Origin of the sequence: Serratia sp. BNK-4 (assembly GCF_048685115.1) — a bacterium.
GTDB lineage: Bacteria > Pseudomonadota > Gammaproteobacteria > Enterobacterales > Enterobacteriaceae > Serratia > Serratia bockelmannii.
This window is the reverse complement of the sequence record NZ_JBLQTM010000001.1, coordinates 305302-321276: the sequence shown is the minus strand read 5'-3', so window position 1 is coordinate 321276 and position 15975 is coordinate 305302. Positions and strand designations below refer to the sequence as shown.

At 63.6% G+C, this 15975-nt stretch carries 15 protein-coding genes and 1 pseudogene; 1 reads left to right on the top strand and 15 read right to left on the bottom strand.

Annotation, left to right across the window (positions count from 1 at the left end):
• Window positions 1-23 precede the first annotated feature (23 nt).
• The 8 genes and pseudogenes from hpaX to ACMGGW_RS01485 all read right to left on the bottom strand — a co-directional run bounded on the left by hpaX (window position 24) and on the right by ACMGGW_RS01485 (window position 7477).
• On the bottom strand, window positions 24-1394 hold the full coding sequence (hpaX, locus tag ACMGGW_RS01520; RefSeq protein ID WP_046688194.1) for a 4-hydroxyphenylacetate permease: 1371 nt from the start codon (window positions 1392-1394) through the stop codon (window positions 24-26).
• Window positions 1395-1397: 3 nt separating this feature from the next.
• On the bottom strand, window positions 1398-2192 hold the full coding sequence (hpaI, locus tag ACMGGW_RS01515) for a 4-hydroxy-2-oxoheptanedioate aldolase (protein WP_151428303.1): 795 nt from the start codon (window positions 2190-2192) through the stop codon (window positions 1398-1400).
• A 75-nt stretch (window positions 2193-2267) separates the two neighbouring features.
• Window positions 2268-3071: a 2-oxo-hept-4-ene-1,7-dioate hydratase gene (hpaH, locus tag ACMGGW_RS01510; RefSeq protein ID WP_033641768.1), complete on the bottom strand. Its 804-nt coding sequence runs from the start codon at window positions 3069-3071 to the stop codon at window positions 2268-2270.
• 14 nt (window positions 3072-3085) lie between these two features.
• Window positions 3086-3472, bottom strand: coding sequence for a 5-carboxymethyl-2-hydroxymuconate Delta-isomerase (locus ACMGGW_RS01505; protein WP_004933172.1), 387 nt, complete (start codon window positions 3470-3472; stop codon window positions 3086-3088).
• 50 nt (window positions 3473-3522) lie between these two features.
• Window positions 3523-4596, bottom strand: coding sequence for a 3,4-dihydroxyphenylacetate 2,3-dioxygenase (gene hpaD / locus ACMGGW_RS01500; protein ID WP_089180517.1), 1074 nt, complete (start codon window positions 4594-4596; stop codon window positions 3523-3525).
• 37 nt (window positions 4597-4633) lie between these two features.
• Window positions 4634-6088: a 5-carboxymethyl-2-hydroxymuconate semialdehyde dehydrogenase gene (gene hpaE / locus ACMGGW_RS01495; protein WP_033636981.1), complete on the bottom strand. Its 1455-nt coding sequence runs from the start codon at window positions 6086-6088 to the stop codon at window positions 4634-4636.
• Window positions 6085-6848, bottom strand: a pseudogene (locus ACMGGW_RS01490) (fumarylacetoacetate hydrolase family protein). The gene hpaE and the pseudogene ACMGGW_RS01490 overlap by 4 nt, the downstream one beginning before the upstream one ends.
• Window positions 6845-7477 carry a fumarylacetoacetate hydrolase family protein gene (locus ACMGGW_RS01485; protein ID WP_049207851.1) on the bottom strand — a complete coding sequence of 211 codons (633 nt, stop codon included), beginning with the start codon at window positions 7475-7477 and terminating at the stop codon, window positions 6845-6847. The pseudogene ACMGGW_RS01490 and the gene ACMGGW_RS01485 overlap by 4 nt, the downstream one beginning before the upstream one ends.
• A 326-nt stretch (window positions 7478-7803) precedes the next feature.
• Here ACMGGW_RS01485 and hpaR point away from each other — a divergent pair, with 326 nt between their 5' ends.
• Window positions 7804-8256 (top strand): homoprotocatechuate degradation operon regulator HpaR, encoded by a 453-nt coding sequence (hpaR, locus tag ACMGGW_RS01480; protein ID WP_004933183.1) that lies wholly within the window; start codon window positions 7804-7806, stop codon window positions 8254-8256.
• 56 nt (window positions 8257-8312) lie between these two features.
• Here hpaR and ACMGGW_RS01475 read toward each other — a convergent pair whose 3' ends face one another.
• The 7 genes from ACMGGW_RS01475 to ACMGGW_RS01445 form a co-directional block, all read right to left on the bottom strand.
• Window positions 8313-9104, bottom strand: coding sequence for an SDR family oxidoreductase (locus tag ACMGGW_RS01475; RefSeq protein WP_089181646.1), 792 nt, complete (start codon window positions 9102-9104; stop codon window positions 8313-8315).
• Window positions 9105-9108: 4 nt separating this feature from the next.
• Window positions 9109-9906 (bottom strand): MoaF C-terminal domain-containing protein, encoded by a 798-nt coding sequence (locus ACMGGW_RS01470; protein WP_197821749.1) that lies wholly within the window; start codon window positions 9904-9906, stop codon window positions 9109-9111.
• Window positions 9907-9917: 11 nt separating this feature from the next.
• The gene (locus ACMGGW_RS01465) at window positions 9918-10700 is read right to left on the bottom strand and encodes an SDR family NAD(P)-dependent oxidoreductase (protein ID WP_043136148.1); all 783 of its coding nucleotides are present in this window, start codon (window positions 10698-10700) and stop codon (window positions 9918-9920) included.
• Window positions 10693-11283: a DUF3156 family protein gene (locus tag ACMGGW_RS01460; RefSeq protein WP_043136151.1), complete on the bottom strand. Its 591-nt coding sequence runs from the start codon at window positions 11281-11283 to the stop codon at window positions 10693-10695. Before ACMGGW_RS01460 ends, ACMGGW_RS01465 begins: the two co-directional genes overlap by 8 nt.
• Complete coding sequence (locus ACMGGW_RS01455) at window positions 11258-12751, bottom strand: APC family permease (RefSeq protein ID WP_049207838.1); 1494 nt, start codon at window positions 12749-12751, stop codon at window positions 11258-11260. Before ACMGGW_RS01455 ends, ACMGGW_RS01460 begins: the two co-directional genes overlap by 26 nt.
• A 129-nt stretch (window positions 12752-12880) precedes the next feature.
• Window positions 12881-14065 (bottom strand): anaerobic sulfatase maturase, encoded by a 1185-nt coding sequence (locus tag ACMGGW_RS01450; protein ID WP_197832135.1) that lies wholly within the window; start codon window positions 14063-14065, stop codon window positions 12881-12883.
• Window positions 14062-15774: a sulfatase-like hydrolase/transferase gene (locus ACMGGW_RS01445; RefSeq protein ID WP_197832134.1), complete on the bottom strand. Its 1713-nt coding sequence runs from the start codon at window positions 15772-15774 to the stop codon at window positions 14062-14064. The genes ACMGGW_RS01450 and ACMGGW_RS01445 overlap by 4 nt, the downstream gene beginning before the upstream one ends.
• Between the last annotated feature and the right edge of the window lie 201 nt (window positions 15775-15975).

Sequence of the window (15975 nt, the reverse complement as noted above, 5' to 3'; positions counted from 1 at the left end):
CTGCAATCCTGCCTGTCTGCGTATCAAGGCGTCGCTCTCGGGCGCGAATCCTTCATCGGGATGCGCCACACCAGCACGGCGCCGACGATCAACAGCGCCGAGACGAAATACAGCCCGGAGTTGAAGCTGCCGGTCAGATCCTTGAACCAGCCGATCAGCAGCGGGCTGAGCGCCGATCCGATGTTGCCGGTGGCGTTGATCACGGCGATCCCCACCGCTCGCGCTTCCAGGCTGATCGATTGATCCGGCGTGGTCCAGAAGATCGCCATGGCGGTAAAGGAACCGACCGACGCCATCACGATCCCCAGCAGCTGGATCAGGCTGTGATCGGTGGCGGACGCCAGCAGCCAGCCGGCGGCGGCGAACAGGTACGGCAGCGCGGTGTGATGCTTGCGCTCCTGCAGCCGGTCGGATCGTTTGCTCCACCACACCATGCCGGCGATGGTGCAGATCTGCGGGATCGCCGCCAGAATGCCGATCGTCACGTTGCTGCTGCCCTGGTTGAAGCTCTGCAGGATCTGCGGCGTCCAGATATTGATCGCGCTCAGGGTGTTGGTCAGGCAGAAATAGGCCAGCGTATACATCAACACAATCGGCGTGAAAATCTCGCGCCACAGGCTGCGCTGCTGCAGCGCGCGGTGGCTGCTCGGCCCGTTGGGCTGCACCAGCTGCAGCTTGTCGGCCTCCATCATCGCCTTCAGGCTGGCTTTTTCCTCGTCGGTCAGCCACTTGGCCTTGGCCGGGGTGTCGTCGAGGTAGAACCACACCACCACGCCCAGCAGCACCGACGGAATGCCTTCCAGCAGGAACAGCCACTGCCAGCCCTTCAGATTCATCACCCCGTCCAGCGCCAGGATATAGCCGGAGACCAACGAGCCGATCGCCATGGTCACCGGCATGGCGATCATAAACAAGGCGTTGGCGCGCGCGCGGTAGAACGCCGGGAACCAGTAGGTGAGGTACACCAGAATGCCCGGCAGGAAGCCGGCCTCGGTGATGCCGACGATCATGCGCAGCACATACAGGCTGGTCGGCCCGGTGGCGAACATGGTGCAGGTGGAGGCGATGCCCCACAGCACCATGATGGTGGCGATCCAGCGCCGCGCGCCGACCCGGCTCAGCATCATGTTGCTGGGAATGCCGAAGATCACGTAGGTGGCGTAGAACAACGTCGCCGCCAGCCCGAACATGGTCGAGCTGAGGCCGAGATCTTTGCCCATCGTCAATCCGGCGAAGCCGATGTTGATGCGGTCGAGGAAAGAGAAAACAAACAGCACGAACAGGAAAATAATCAGGCGCCGAAACAACTTTTTAATCACCGATTGCTCGGCGGCGGTTAACGCTTTATGTTGCTGCGCCGGGTTGGCCGGCGGCAGCGAATCGACGTGGTTCATGGTTCAGTAGACTCCCGATGAAGGCGCTTGCGCCCCGCCCTGTTTGAACTCGTCCGCCAGGGCTTCCGCCGCCCGCGCCAGCAGGGTGGTATCCACCCCCACCGCAACGAACAGCGCGCCGGCCTCCAGATAGCGCTGCGCCAGTACCTTGTTGGCCATCAAAATGCCCGGCGCCTTGCCGGCGGCGCGGATACGCGCGATGGCGTCGTCGATGGTGCGCTGCACCTCCGGGTGCTGCGGATTACCGGCAAAGCCCATGTCGGCGCTGAGATCCGCCGGGCCGATAAACACGCCGTCCACCCCTTCCACCTGCAAAATGGCGTCGAGGTTTTTCACCGCTTCGCGGGTTTCAATTTGCACCAGCACGCACATCTGCTCATCGGCCTGCAGCAGGTAATCGGGCACCCGGTTCCAGCGTGAGGCGCGCGCCAGGGCGCTGCCGACGCCGCGCACGCCGTGCGGCGGATAGCGCGTGGCGCGCACCGCGTCGCGCGCCTGTTCGGCATTCTGAATCATCGGGATCAATAAGGTTTGCGCGCCGACGTCCAGCAGTTGCTTGATGATCACCGCGTCGTTCCACGGCGGGCGCACCACCGGCTGGCTCGGGTAAGGCGCGACCGCCTGCAGCTGCCCCAGCACCGTTTGCACGTTGTTGGGCGCATGTTCGCCGTCGATCAGCAGCCAGTCGAAACCGGCGCCGGCCAGCAGCTCGGCGCTGTAGCTGCTGCACAGCCCGAGCCACAGCCCGATCTGCGGGCGTTTTTCCTGCAGCGCTCGCTTGAAGTGGTTGGTTAACATCGCATTCTCCCTGACAAGCGGACGCGGCGCGTGGCCCCCGCCCGATTATTGCGGCCCGGTTCGCCGAGCCGCTTATTAGACGAAGCGGCAGCTGATGCAGCCCATCGGGCCGTAGTCGACGTGGAAGGTATCGCCGCGCCGCGCCGGCACCGGCCGGGTGAAGGAACCGCCGAGGATCACCTGCCCCGCTTCCAGTTCCACCTCATACGGCGCCAGCTTGTTGGCCAGCCAGGCCACGCCGTTGGCCGGATGATTGAGCACCGCGGCCGCTACGCCGGACTCTTCAATCACGCCGTTGCGGTACAGCAGCGCGGAGATCCAGCGCAGATCCAGCGCATCCGGCTTGATTGGCCGCCCGCCCATCACCACCCCGGCGTTGGCGGCGTTGTCGGAGATGGTGTCGAACACCTTGCGCGGCCGCTGCGTCTCGGGATCGACGTTGTGGCTGCGCGCGTCGATGATCTCCAGCGCCGGAATGACGTAGTCGGTGGCGTTGTAGACGTCGAACAGCGTGCAGTTCGGCCCGCGCAGCGGCTTGGCCAGCACGAACGCCAGCTCCACCTCCACCCGCGGCACGATAAAGCGATCGATCGGAATGTCGCTGCCGTCGTTGAAGAACATGTCGTCCAGCAACGCGCCGTAGTCCGGCTCGGTGATCTGCGAGCTCACCTGCATGGCGCGCGAGGTCAGGCCGATCTTGTGGCCTTTGAGCGCACGCCCCTCGGCGATCTTCAGCGCCACCCACTGCCGCTGAATGGCGTAGGCGTCTTCGATGGTGATCTCGGGATGATCGAGCGACAGCGCGCGGATCTGCTCACGACTCTTTTCCGCCTGATGCAGGCGCTGCACGGCGCGGTTAACCTGCTCTTTATCCAGCATTTACGACCCCTTATTCACGCCTTGTTGAACAGCGCGTGGACATTGTTCTGTTTGTAATTCAGCACCGGATCCAGCTCTTCCATGGTGAAAGAGAGCGCCAGGTAACGCTGCGCCATCAGCGCGGCAAAGTGTTCCTTGATCAGCGCAAACAGCATCTCGCCCACCTGCTGCCGGCTTTCCAGACTGCGGCCGTGGCCGATCTTCAGCGTCATGTGCACGAAGGCGTAATCCTGCTTGCCGTCGGCCATCTGCCAGGTATCGAGCCAGATGGCGCGGCTGCGCACGCCGGCCAGCGGGAAGATGCCGGTCGCCGCCAGCGCCTCGTTGACCTTGGCGAACAGGGTGGGCAAATCCGCCTCGCGGCGGATGTTGTCGGTACATTCAGCGTAAAAATGGGGCATAGCGTTCTCCAGACGGCGCATAGGCGCGGGCAAGGCCCGCGCAGCGGCATTTACAGCGTATTGCCAAGTTTGAAACCTTTTTCCGTATCGCCCTCGCGGGTATAGGAAAAACCGTCTGCGCCGATGGTGACGGCCATTTCGCTGGGCGCACTGCGCTCGATGACCGGCTGCGGCTGCCCATCGAGATCCAGCACCAGCGATCCTTCGGTGTACCAGCTCGGCACCACCGGATTGCCCCACCAGTCGCGGCGCTGGTTGTCATGCACGTCCCAGGTCACGGTCGGGTTGTCCGGATCGCCGGTGTAGTAATCCTGCGTGTAGATTTCCACGCGGTGGCCATCGGGATCGCGCAGGTAGAGATAGAACGCGTTGGAGACACCGTGGCGGCCAGGGCCGCGTTCGATCAAATCGGATTTGCGCAGCGCGCCGAGCTTGTCGCAGATGGCCAAAATGTTGTGCTTTTCATGGGTGGCGAAGGCGATGTGGTGCATGCGCGGCCCGGCGCCGCCGGTCATCGCGGTATCGTGCACCGTCGCCTTGCGGCGCATCCAGGCCGCGTAAACCACGCCGTCTTCATCGCGGATGTCTTCCGTCACGCGGAAGCCCAACCCCTGGATGTATTCCACGGCGCGCGGCACGTCAGGGGTGATTTGGTTAAAGTGGTCGAGGCGCACCAGCGCGCCCGGCGTATACAAATCGTAGCGCCAGGCCAGACGCTCGACGTGCTGCACATCGTAGAAAAACTCATACGGAAAACCGAGCGGATCCTCTACCCGCACCGCATCGCCGATGCCTTTGGCGAACCCGTTCACCCGACGCTCGGTACGGCAGCCAAGCGCCTTGAAATACGCTTCGGCGCGATCGACGTCTTCCGGCGTGCGCACGCGGAAAGCAAACGCCGCCACGGCGGCGACCGGGCCTTCGCGCAGCACCAGGTTATGATGAATAAACTCCTCCATCGAACGCAGGTAGAGGGTTTTATCCTCTTCGGCGGTCACGACCAGGCCGAGGATATCGACGTAAAATTCGCGTGCGGCTTTAAGGTTCGTGACCTGAATTTCCATGTAGGCACAGCGCACGACGTCGGGAGCAGGGACAGCATCAGTGGTAAGTTTTGTCGTCATTGTTCTCATCTCTTTCGTTATTATTGTGGCCTGAGGCTCAAACGCCCCATTTCGGGATCGGGTGGTCGCCCATGGAAATACACACGTTCTTCATTTCGGCGAATACTTCGAAGCTGTATTCGCCGCCTTCGCGGCCGGTGCCGGAGGCTTTCACGCCGCCGAACGGTTGGCGCAGATCGCGTACGTTTTGGGTGTTGACGAAAACCATGCCGGCTTCGATGCCGCGGGCCAGGCGCAGAACCTTGCTCACATCCTGCGTCCAGATGTACGACGCCAGGCCGTACTCCACGTCGTTGGCCATGCGCAGGCCGTCTTCTTCCGACTTGAACGGCAGCAGGCAGGCCACCGGCCCGAAAATCTCCTCCTGCGCCACGCGCATCCGGTTATCGACATCCGCCAGCACCGTCGGGCGCAGGAAGTTGCCGTGGCTCAAACCGGCCGGTTTGTCCGGGCCGCCGGCCAGCAGGGTTGCCCCTTCCTCCACCCCGAGGCGGATATAGCCGGAGACTTTTTCCCAGTGCTGCGGGCTGATCAGCGCCCCCACCTGGGTGTTGGGATCTTGCGGATCGCCCACGCGCAGACGGTTGGCGCGCTCGGCGAAGCGTTTGACGAATTCCGGGTAGATGCTCTCCTGAATGAAGATGCGCGAACCGGCGGTGCAGCGTTCGCCGTTGATCGAGAAGATGGTGAACAGCGCGGCGTCGAGCGCCCGCTCGATGTCGGCGTCTTCAAAGATCAGCACCGGCGACTTGCCGCCCAGTTCCATGGAGAATTTCTTCAACCCAGCGCTTTCGATGATGCGGCGGCCGGTGGCGGTGCCGCCGGTGAAGGAGACCGCACGCACGTCTTTATGGCGCACCAATGCGTCACCGGCGGTGGCGCCGTAGCCCTGCACCACATTCAGCACCCCGGCCGGGATGCCGGCTTCCAGCGCCAGCTCGCCCAGGCGATCGGCGGTCAGCGGCGACAGTTCGGACATCTTCAGCACCGCCGTGTTGCCCAGCGCCAGGCAAGGCGCGGTTTTCCAGGTGGCGGTCATGAACGGCACGTTCCACGGCGACACCAGCGCGCATACCCCCACCGGCTGCACCAGCGTGTAGTTGAGCATCTTGTCGTCCACCGGGTAGGTCTTGCCGTTCATCTGCTGGCACACCTCGGCGAAGAATTCGAAGTTGTGCGAGGCGCGCGGGATCAGCACGTTTTTGGTCTGATGGATAGGCAGACCGGTATCGGCGGTTTCCAGTTCGGCGATCTGCGGCACGTTCTGGTCGATCAGTTCACCCAAACGGCGCATCAGGCGCGCGCGCTCTTTCATCGGCGTATTCGCCCACTTGGGGAATGCCTCTTTCGCCGCGGCCACCGCCTGGTCTATCTCCAACTGACCGCCGGAGGCCACTTCCGCCAGCACCTCGCCGTTCGCCGGGTTGGTGGTGGTGAAATACTCTTTGCTGGCGACGTTCTTGCCGTTAATCCAGTGGTTGATGGTTTTCATCGCAGGCTTTCCTCGTAATCTTTTCACTGATAATGTGGTTAACCAAACGGCCGATGCCTTCGATCTCCACCACCACTTCATCGCCCGGCTGCACGTCGGCCAGCCCTTTCGGCGTGCCGGTGGCGATCATGTCGCCCGGCTGCAGCGTCATGAATTCGCTCAGGTAGGCGATCAGGAACGGAATGTCGAAAATCATGTCGGCGGTGCTGCCGCGCTGACGCAGCTCACCGTTGACATAGGTGCTGAGCGCCAGCCGGTGCGGATCGGCGACGTCGTCGCGATCGACGATGTACGGCCCGATCGGCGTTAGGGTATCGCGGCTCTTCACCCGCAGATTCGGCCGGTAGTAGTTCTCCAGGTAATCGCGGATGGCGTAGTCGTTGCACAAGGTGTAACCCGCCACGTACTCCATGGCGTGCTCACGGCTGACGTTGCGCGCGGTCTTGCCGATCACCGCCACCAGCTCGGCTTCGTAATGCATATACTCCACGCCGGCCGGGCGTACCGACACCTGACGGTGGCCGGTCAGGGTGTTCGGCGCCTTGAGGAACACCAGCGGCTCTTCCGGCGCCTTGAATTCCAGCTCGCTGGCGTGGTCGGCATAGTTCAGCCCCAGGGCGAACACCGTGCCCTGCGCCGGCGGCAGCCATTCCACTTCGCGCTCCTGCAGCACCTCGCCGTTCGGCAGCGTGACGCGCAGCTGGTCGTCCACCTGAACGTTGACGATCTGGCCATGATGGCGAATACGGGCATGTTTCATGATGCGGCTCCTGCCTGGGTGACGCGGTTGGTCAGAGTGGGCAGGCCGGCGGCGCGCACCGTCACCTCATCCCCCGGTTTGATCTCCACCCGCTGGTGCGGGGTGCCGATCAACACCGCATCGCCCGGCTGCAGGGTGATGAAATCGCTGATGGCGGCGATCAGTTCCGGCACCGAGCGCACCAGATCGGCGGTGGACCAGCGGTCCTGCTCCACGCCGTTGATCTCGGTGACGATCTCCAGCCGATCGGCATTCTCCAGCAGACCAATCTCCCCCAGCGGGCAGAACCCGTCGCGGCATTTGGCCTTGATCGCCGGGCGGTAGAAGCTGCTTTCCGGCAGGCTGACGTCGTTGGCCAGCGCGTAACCGGCCAGATAACGGCTCACCTGCGCCGCCGGCACCTTGCGCACGGTATCGCCGATGATCACCGCCAGCGTGCCGCCGCTCTGCACGGTTTCACCGGCCGGAAACGGGATCGCCCCGCCGTTGGCGAGGTGGGTGTTGCGCGGTTTGATAAACCACACCGGGGTTTTGGGCGGGGTTTGATACGGTGGCTGGTGAAACGCCTGATCCCAGGCGTCCAGTTGGCTGCGGTGGTTCAGCGCAACGGAAAATACGGTGCCTTTCATGCGAACTCCTCCAATGGCAAAACATGACAACCGGCATTCATTAATATATTAATGATTACTTTTATACGCTGTGCAGCTTTTACGCAACGCGCTTGGAGTGATTTGTGATCGTGATAACAAAATATTCACAAACAACGAACATTAGCGTGATTATTCAGCGTATTAATCATTTTTATCGCCATTTTTCGCTGCCCCGCGCATTTTTGCTTTATCCCTGCGGGTAACTTTGGCTACTATTAAGTTATTAACAAAATCGGGCCTGGCGGGGTAACAGCCCTGCGGTAAGCGCCGTGACAACGAACACCTTGATAGCTAAGGCCAAACTTATGCATGAATCGTTAACCATCGCCCTGCTGCAGGCGCGCGAAACCGCCATGGGGTTCTTTCGCCCGATCCTGAAAAGCCACAACCTGACCGAGCAGCAGTGGCGCATCATCCGCGTGCTGGCCAACAGCCGTTCGATCGAATTCCACGAACTGGCGGCGGAAACCTGCATCCTGCGTCCCAGCCTGACCGGCATTCTGTCGCGCATGGAGCGTGATAAGCTGATCTTCCGCCTCAAGCCGGTTAACGATCAGCGCAAGCTGTACGTGTCGCTGACCCAGCAGGGCCAGGATCTGTATGAAGTGGCGCGCCACCAGGTGGAACAGGGCTACGCCGAGATTGAAGCCGCTTTCTCGCGGCAGAAAATGGACCAGCTGATGACGTTGCTGGACGAGCTGATCACCCTGGGTGACAGCCTGCCTGCCAACGTCACCGCGCATCCCGCCAAGCAGTGATTTAACCAACCGGAATGCTCAAATTAATTGGCGTTGCAGCCAACAACGCTGCAGCGTCAAGTAAGCAGAGAATTCGTTTCCGGCAACAGCGCGCCGCCGTCCACCACCAGCGTCTGGCCGGTGATGTAGGCCGCCGCCGGCGAGGCGAGAAACACCATCGCCGCGGCGATGTCTGCCGGTTCCCCCAGCCGCCCGAGCGGCACTGAGGCGGCGATCGCCTGATTCACCTGCGCGTCGCCCAGGTTGGCCATCGCCGGCGTGCGGATCATCCCCGGCTCCACGCCGTTGACGCGAATGTTCTCCGCCGCCAGCTCCAGCGCCGCCGCGCGAATAAACCCGTTCACCCCGGCCTTGGAGGCGGCATAGTGCGCCAGCCCCGGGTAGGCTACCCGCGGGCCGGTCACCGACGAGGTCACCAGAATGCAGCCCCCGCCCCGGTGGCGCATCCACGGCAGCGCCGCCTGCGCCAGAAAGAACGGCGCCATCAGATTGACGCTCAGCGTGCGTTGCAACAGGGCCGCGTCGATGGCGGCGAACGGCGTCAGCGGAAAATAGGCGGCGTTGTGGATCACCACGTCCAACCGTTGGTGCCGCTCGCCCACCGCCGCCACCAACTCGGCAATCTGCCCCGGCTCGGCCAGATCGCAGGCCAGCGCCTGTACGCTCAGCCCTTCGTCCCGCAGCGTTTGCGCCGCCGCCTGCGCCTGCGGCAGCTGCACGTCCGCGATCGTCACCTCGGCGCCCAGCCGGGCAAAGGCGCTGACGATCGCCAGCCCAATGCCCTGAGCGCCGCCAGTCACCAGCACCACCTGCCCCGCGAAGGCATTGGCCGCATAGGTTGCGCTCATCGGCCTATCCTCGCGGGTGGTGCGTGGTGTTCAGCACCTGAGCGTGGGCGCCGACCGCAAAGTTGCTCAGCGCGCTGAAATCGCTGCCCTGATAGCCGAGGATCTTGCCGTCGGTGCGCATGCCCTGCAGATCGATCATCACCACGCCCAGCGTCGGGATGATCTTCTCGCGCCAGACGAACAGATAAAGCTGCTCCGCCACCTTCACGTAGTGGCAGCGATCGACGTCCGCCAGCCCTTTCTCCACCCCGTCCAGACACTGCCAGGCGTAGAAGTTGTCGTTCAGGTAGATGTGCTCGTACCGCTCGGTCGGGCTGTAGGTGTACATATTGCGCATGCCGATCAGCTCGTCGGTAAAGCCCGGCGGTGCCGCGTCGGCGTCGTCCAGCGTGCCGAAGCGGAATTCGGCCTCAACCGCGGTCAGCGGCAGCCCCTGCTCCACCCGGCTGAAGGCATCGAGCCGCGTCTGCGCTTCGTCCGGCAGTTGGCCGTATACCGCAGTGAAGTTGCCTTGATTGCGGTCGCATACCAGCGTAATGCTGGCGTTAGCGCGGGCAGGATCGAGAAAATCGATGAACAACACGCCAGGGCGAATGCTGGTAGCGCGATAGGCGACGCCGCGCCGCTCCCCCCACTCCAGCGTCTGCTCGTCGCTAAACCGACAGCGCTGCGTCGCACCGTCGCTAAAACGCAGCGTCAGCATGGTGCCCGCCAGGCCGTGCTGGCGTTCCAACGTATTGCTGTGCGGCGCAAAGCCTTCCGCCAGCGCGCCAACCTGAATGAATACCGCTTCTGAACTCATGGAAATGCTCCTTACAGGGAAGTGAAAGCCAGGGTCGGCACATCGACGATGGTGGAGCCGCCGTCGGCCACCAGCGCCGCGCCGGTTATGATTGAAGCTTCGCTGGAACAGAGGAAACGGCAGACGCGGGCGATCTCCTCGGCGCTGGCCGGCCGGCGCAGCGGTACGTCGCGACAGACCATTTGGTAGGCCTGCTCCAGCGAAATCTGATGGGCGTCCATCAGCAGTTGCATCTCTTCGTCCGCCATCGGCGTGGTCACCCAGCCCGGGCACACCGCGTTGGCGCGCACGCCCAGCGGGCCATAGTCGCGGGCGATGGAGCGCATCAGCCCGATCAGCGCATGTTTGGCGGTAACGTAGCCGCAGACCTCCGGCCCGGCGGCCAGCGAAGCGATCGAGGCCACGAACAGCAGGTTGCCGCCGCTTTTAATCAGCTCCGGCAGGCAGGCGCGCGCACTGGCGAAAGCGCTGTTGAGGTTGCTGTCCATCGCCCCTTGCCACTGCGCGTCGGTCATCTCGGTGATGCGCTTGAAGCCCATGCCGCCGGCGCTGCCGATCAGGCAGTCGATGCGCCCGGCGTCGCGCAGAATCGCCGGCAGCAGCGTGTGGTTCCAGCTCTCGCCGCTGGCGGCATCGCCCACCAGCGCCTGCGCGCCGATCTCTTGCGCCAGCGCCGCCAGCGGTTCCGGGCGGCGGCCGATGATGAACACCCGATCGCCCTGCGCCGCCAGCAGACGGGCGCAGGCGGCGCCGACGCCGGTGCCGCCGCCGGTAATCACAACCACTCTATTCATGATTCAGCTTCTCCATCAGTTGGCCGATCATCAGCAGGCTGCTCAACAGCAGCCGCCGCTGTTCGGCATCCAGCCGCAGATAGCGGCGGCCGGCCGGCAAACGGCTGACCACCTCCGACGCGGCGAAATGCTCGATATCCACCTGCCAGCGCCCGTCGTTCACCGTCAGCCGCACGCGGCGAAAATCCAGCTGCGCCAGCGTCTCGCCGATCTGCGGGTAGCGCTGCAGCCCTTCCAGCACTCGCTGCGCGGCTGCATGGCGCTGGCGCAACAGATAGCGCACCCCGCGCCGCCGCAGCCAGCCGCCGGTCACCACGTCCAGCGTCAGCGGAGGCTGCGCTGCGCATGCGCCCTGCAACCGAAAACGGTGGCTGACGATATGCGCCATAAACAGCCCCTGCACCTGTTCGCCGATCTCGATCTGCGGCCCCTGCGGCAGCGTCAGCCGCAGCAGGCCCGGCGCCAGGCGTTCGCACGCGTAGGGTTCCAGATTGCGCGCCAGACGATCCAGCGCGGCGCCCGGCCGATAGCCCGACGGCGCGCGCCGCCAGGCGCGATTAAGTGAGGGAAGTAAGCCGATCAAACTGCGCCTCCTCGTTTTCACCCTTGGCAAATGCGTTCTCCAGCACCTGCTCGACCGGCACCGGCTTGAACGGGTTCACTTTCTGCACGCACAGCGTCCAGAACAGCGCATAGGCGGCGGTCAGGCCGATCATCCAGCCGAAGGGAATGTAGATGTCGCTCGGGTTCATCCCCGGCGGCGTGATGTAGACGATGGCCAGCACGATGCCGACGCTGGAAACGATTTGCGGCAGTGGGAACCACGGCGATTTATAGGCGCGCGGCAGGTCGGGGCGGCGCACGCGCAGGATCACCACCGAACAGGTCACCAGCAGGTAGGCCACGCCCCAGGCGCACACCGCCGCCAGCACCAGCGGAATGATCCTGTCGAGGTTGCCCTGAATGGCGAAGGCGTGTACGCAGGGGATCAGGACCGCCACCAAAATGCCGACCACCGGCGTTTTAAAGCGCGGGTGCAGATAAGCGAACATGCGCGGCAGCGCGCCGTCCAGCGCCATGCCGTACAGAATGCGCGGCACCGCCGCCATCAGCGTGTTGATGGTCGCCGCGCCCGCCAACAGCAGGCCGACGCCCAGCCAGTATTTGCCGAACTGGCCCATCACCTGGCCGGCGAACGCCGGGATGGCCATCGGCGTTTCCAGCAGGCGCGTGCCGCTGGCGGCGTCGATCACCACGTTTTCCACCTGGTGGCTGAGCGCCGCGCCATACAGCGCCATGCACACCGCCACGCCGCACAGCCCGAGCGCCATCGCGCGCGGGATCACCCGATCGCAGCGTTTGATCTCCGGCGCCATCGGTGTCACCAGCTCACAGCCGACGAACATGAACATCGCCATGCCGATCAGGCTGAACACCGCGAACGGATCGTTCAGGCTCAGCGTGCTGCCGAACCAGCCCTCAAGCGGCACCGCATGCGGCGACAGCAGCCCGACGATGCCGAAAATCACCAGCGTGCTCCACATGGCGAAGGTCAGCACGATCTCCGCCTTGCCGAAGGCCTCGATACCAAACGCGTTGAGCAGGCCGAACACGACAACCAGCCCGACGCCGACCATCCAGGAGGCATTGTGGCTTTCCATCAGGGTGTTGAGGTGCTCGAAGTTCACCAGCGCCATGATGCCGGAAAGAATGGTCTCGGCGGTGCCGGCGAAGATATGCACGATCAGGTAGGCCGACAGCGCGCCGGTGATGGCGAAAAAGCGCCCCATGCCGCAGGAGATGTAGTCGTAAACCGAACCGGAGGTCGGCAGCAGCGACGCCGCTTCGGAGAAGGTGGTGAGCTGCGCCTGCATCATGATGAAGGCGATCAGCATCGCCAGCGCGAAGGTGTCGCCGCCGATGCCGAAGCCGCTGGTGACCGTCAGGATCACCGGGCTGGCCATGATCACCCCGACCGAACTGGCCAGGGTGGTGGGAAAGCCGACCTTGCCTCTAGCCAGGTGGGCGTGCAACCGCGACGACAGGTTCATGGTTATTTCCTCTTATAGTTTTGGCCTGATGCATGCAGGTGCTTGCAGGTTTTTCACCGCCAGCGGCGGTAATCTCACTATAGAGAGGAAAGGAAAATGCTGACTATCGTCCTTAAGGACGAGACAGTTTCAACCTGCGGCGGCGCTCACGGCGGCGCGCCATTGCATCACCCCCTGCGGGCTGCGCGGGTAGGCGCGCAGCGGCGCCAGCAGCGCGGAAAAGAAGGCGTAATAACCGGCACACAGCCGGTTATAGCGATCTTCGCCCACATGCGCCGGGCAGCCGCCCTGGCAGACGCTTTTCACGCTGCAGCGTTGGCACTCGCGGCGCAGGCTCTTGTTTTTACCGAACGGCATCTCCGCCGCCCTTGCCGCCAGGGTGGCGAGCGGCGTGTGGCGATCGGCATGGCCGAGCAGATGCTGCGCATTGATCAGATGATCGCAGGCGTAAAGCCGCCCGTCCGGCTCCATCACCAGATTGCCGCCGCAGCGTTCGGCGTGCACGCAGCTGGGGCTGACGTGGGTGAAATACTGCGCGTAGACCTGTTCGATGTTCATCACGAAGACCTGGCCGATATGCCCGCGGCTGCGCCAGCGGCGATATACCGCCAGCATAAAGCGCCCCCAGTTGGCGGCGCTCAGTCCGTAACCGGCGGTGGGCGCATCCCCTTCCAGCATCAGCGGCTGAAACTGCAGATAACGCGCCCCGATCGCCACCGCATGATCGTAGATCGCCTCGGCGCGATCCGCGACGCCGTCGTGCACCACCATCAGCAGGTTGAAGTCGATCTGATGGCGCTGCAACAACGCAATGCCGCGCAGCGCGGCGTCATAGCTGGCGCCGCCGCGCTTGTCCGGCCGGTGGGCGTCCTGCACCTCGCGATCGCCGTCCAGGCTGACGCCGAGGATAAAGTGATGTTGCCGGAACAGCCGGCACCAGGCGTCGTTCAGCAGAGTGCCGTTGGTCTGCAGGCTGTTGCTGATCCGCACGCCCGGCGGCGCATAGCGGCGCTGCAACGCCAGCGCCCGCTTGTAAAAACCGATCCCCGCCAGCAGCGGCTCACCGCCCTGCCAGACGAAGTTGATCTCGCGGCTGTAACGCGGCTGGGCGGCGATGTAGCTGCGGATAAATTCCGCCAGCAGGTCGTCGTCCATCTTGCGCGTCCGTTCTTCCTGGCGCTGCGGATAGTAGCAGTAGCGGCAACCCAGGTTGCAGCCGGCGCCGATCGGCTTCACCAGCAAATGAAAAGGCGCCGCCGCGCGCGGTTCGCTCTCCACCGGGATCTGCTGCGCACGCAGCTGGGCCAGGTTCATGGTGCCGCCTGCGGCAACGGTTTGTGGGTCTGCGGATCCAAGCCGATGTAGTCACCGGTGCTGGCGTCAACGCCGAGGTAGTCGATCGCTGCGCCTTTAGCTTCAATAATCATGCTCTGCTGCGCAAAGCGGCGATACGCCTCGCTCAGCCGTTTGACTTGATCCGGGTTGGCGGCGGCCAGATCGCGCGTCTCCAGCGGATCGTCATGCAGGTTGAACAGCCCCCACGGCGCCATCTGCGCCGTCGGCCCGGCCTTCACCAACCGCCGCAGCTTCCAGATGCCGTCTACATAGGCGGCCTGGTTATGCAACTCCACGCCGTAGGTCGCGCGCGGCACACCGTCGGCCTCGCCGCTGAAATAGCGCTTGAAGCTGACGCCGACCATCGGCAGCGTCGGTTTGGCCTTCAGCGGTTTGTTGGCGTCGATGCCGGCATAGTCATACAACGTCGGGGCGATGTCATACACCGCCATCGGCGTGCGGTCGATGCCGCCGCGCCCCTTCAGCCGCGGCGCGGAGATGATGAAATCGGTATTGATGCCGCCCTGTGCGCTGGTGGTTTTGTGGTAGTTGGCGTACGGCGCATTGCTGACGTTGGCCCAGTGCGGCCCGTAAGAGATGAACGATCCCTTGCGGCCGAGGTTGGCGTAACTGTTGTCGAACTGCCGCCAATACTCCGGCTTCGAGCCGTAGTAGAAGCCGCTGGCCGGGTTAGCGCCGTTGTCGGTGGCGAACACGATCACCGTATTTTGGTCACGGCCGGTCTGCTTCAGGGTGTTCAGCACCGCGCCGACCTGATCGTCCATATAGGCAATCATCGCCGCGTATACCTGCATGGTCTTGGCTTCATATTTTTGCTGCTCGGGCGTCAGCGCGTTCCAGGCCTGATCCAACGCCAGCGTCGGCATCGGCGTGCGATCGGAAATCAACCCCAGCGCCTTCAGGCGCTGAATGCGCTGCTGATAGGCCTGCTGATAGCCGGCGTCGTATTTGCCGTCGAATTTAGCGATCCAGTCATCCGGCGCCTGCAATGGATCGTGCGGCGCGGTGAACGCCAGATAGGCGAAGACGGGCTGATTCTGCGGTGTATCGCGGATCCACTGTTCCAGCTGATCGGCATAGGCCTTGCTGGAGTAGAAATCTTTGGGCAACGACACGCGTTTGCCGTTCAGGGTGTAGAAGGTGTGGAACGCCTCCACGGTGCCCAGCGGTTTCGCATCGTCGAAATGGCTGGTGCCGCCGCCCATGAAGGCGAAGGCGCGCTCGAAGCCGCGATCGGTCGGTTTGGCGCCGTCGACATAGCCCAGGTGCCATTTGCCCGCCATCATGGTGGCGTACCCCGCATCGCGAAAGCGCTCCGGCAATGTGGTCACGCGGTCGGTCAGCCGCATTTCATAGCCCGGCTGTGCCGCGGTGCTCTCATACCACCACATGCCGCCCATGCCGGCCTGCTGGTTGGTGTTGCCGGTCATCAACATCGACCGCGCCGGCGCCGACATCGGCGAGGTGTAGTACTGGCTCATGCGCACGCCCCGCTCGGCCAGCGCCTGCAGGTTGGGGGTCGGTATCTCGCCGCCGAACGGGCTGATGTCGGAGTAGCCCATGTCGTCCACCAGAATGATCAGCACATTGGGGCGATCGGCGTCCGCCCCCTGTGCCAGGCCCGATAAGGCACCGCTCAACGCCACCGCCAACGTTTTTTTCTGCATCGTTCGTTCCCCGTATGGTCATGCGGACTGAACAACCCGACGCCTCAGCCCGAGAAAGGTCATCATTTTTTCGTCTTATACGTTTGGCGCCGCCTGGCGCTATCTTCAATTCGCAGTGTAGGAAGCGGTGGAAAAGCCTGGCTATCGTTCTTAAGAACGAGGGACGGCGACGGTCGCGCCGGTTGTAGCACGCGCAGAGCG

What these genes read in the sequence shown, in the direction of transcription:
- hpaX (WP_046688194.1), bottom strand. Translation starts at nt 1,394, where the DNA reads ATGAACCACGTCGATTCGCTGCCGCCGGCCAACCCGGCGCAGCAACAT.
- hpaI (WP_151428303.1), bottom strand. Translation starts at nt 2,192, where the DNA reads ATGTTAACCAACCACTTCAAGCGAGCGCTGCAGGAAAAACGCCCGCAG.
- hpaH (WP_033641768.1), bottom strand. Translation starts at nt 3,071, where the DNA reads ATGCTGGATAAAGAGCAGGTTAACCGCGCCGTGCAGCGCCTGCATCAG.
- ACMGGW_RS01505 (WP_004933172.1), bottom strand. Translation starts at nt 3,472, where the DNA reads ATGCCCCATTTTTACGCTGAATGTACCGACAACATCCGCCGCGAGGCG.
- hpaD (WP_089180517.1), bottom strand. Translation starts at nt 4,596, where the DNA reads ATGACGACAAAACTTACCACTGATGCTGTCCCTGCTCCCGACGTCGTG.
- hpaE (WP_033636981.1), bottom strand. Translation starts at nt 6,088, where the DNA reads ATGAAAACCATCAACCACTGGATTAACGGCAAGAACGTCGCCAGCAAA.
- ACMGGW_RS01485 (WP_049207851.1), bottom strand. Translation starts at nt 7,477, where the DNA reads ATGAAAGGCACCGTATTTTCCGTTGCGCTGAACCACCGCAGCCAACTG.
- hpaR (WP_004933183.1), top strand. Translation starts at nt 7,804, where the DNA reads ATGCATGAATCGTTAACCATCGCCCTGCTGCAGGCGCGCGAAACCGCC.
- ACMGGW_RS01475 (WP_089181646.1), bottom strand. Translation starts at nt 9,104, where the DNA reads ATGAGCGCAACCTATGCGGCCAATGCCTTCGCGGGGCAGGTGGTGCTG.
- ACMGGW_RS01470 (WP_197821749.1), bottom strand. Translation starts at nt 9,906, where the DNA reads ATGAGTTCAGAAGCGGTATTCATTCAGGTTGGCGCGCTGGCGGAAGGC.
- ACMGGW_RS01465 (WP_043136148.1), bottom strand. Translation starts at nt 10,700, where the DNA reads ATGAATAGAGTGGTTGTGATTACCGGCGGCGGCACCGGCGTCGGCGCC.
- ACMGGW_RS01455 (WP_049207838.1), bottom strand. Translation starts at nt 12,751, where the DNA reads ATGAACCTGTCGTCGCGGTTGCACGCCCACCTGGCTAGAGGCAAGGTC.
- ACMGGW_RS01450 (WP_197832135.1), bottom strand. Translation starts at nt 14,065, where the DNA reads ATGAACCTGGCCCAGCTGCGTGCGCAGCAGATCCCGGTGGAGAGCGAA.
- ACMGGW_RS01445 (WP_197832134.1), bottom strand. Translation starts at nt 15,774, where the DNA reads ATGCAGAAAAAAACGTTGGCGGTGGCGTTGAGCGGTGCCTTATCGGGC.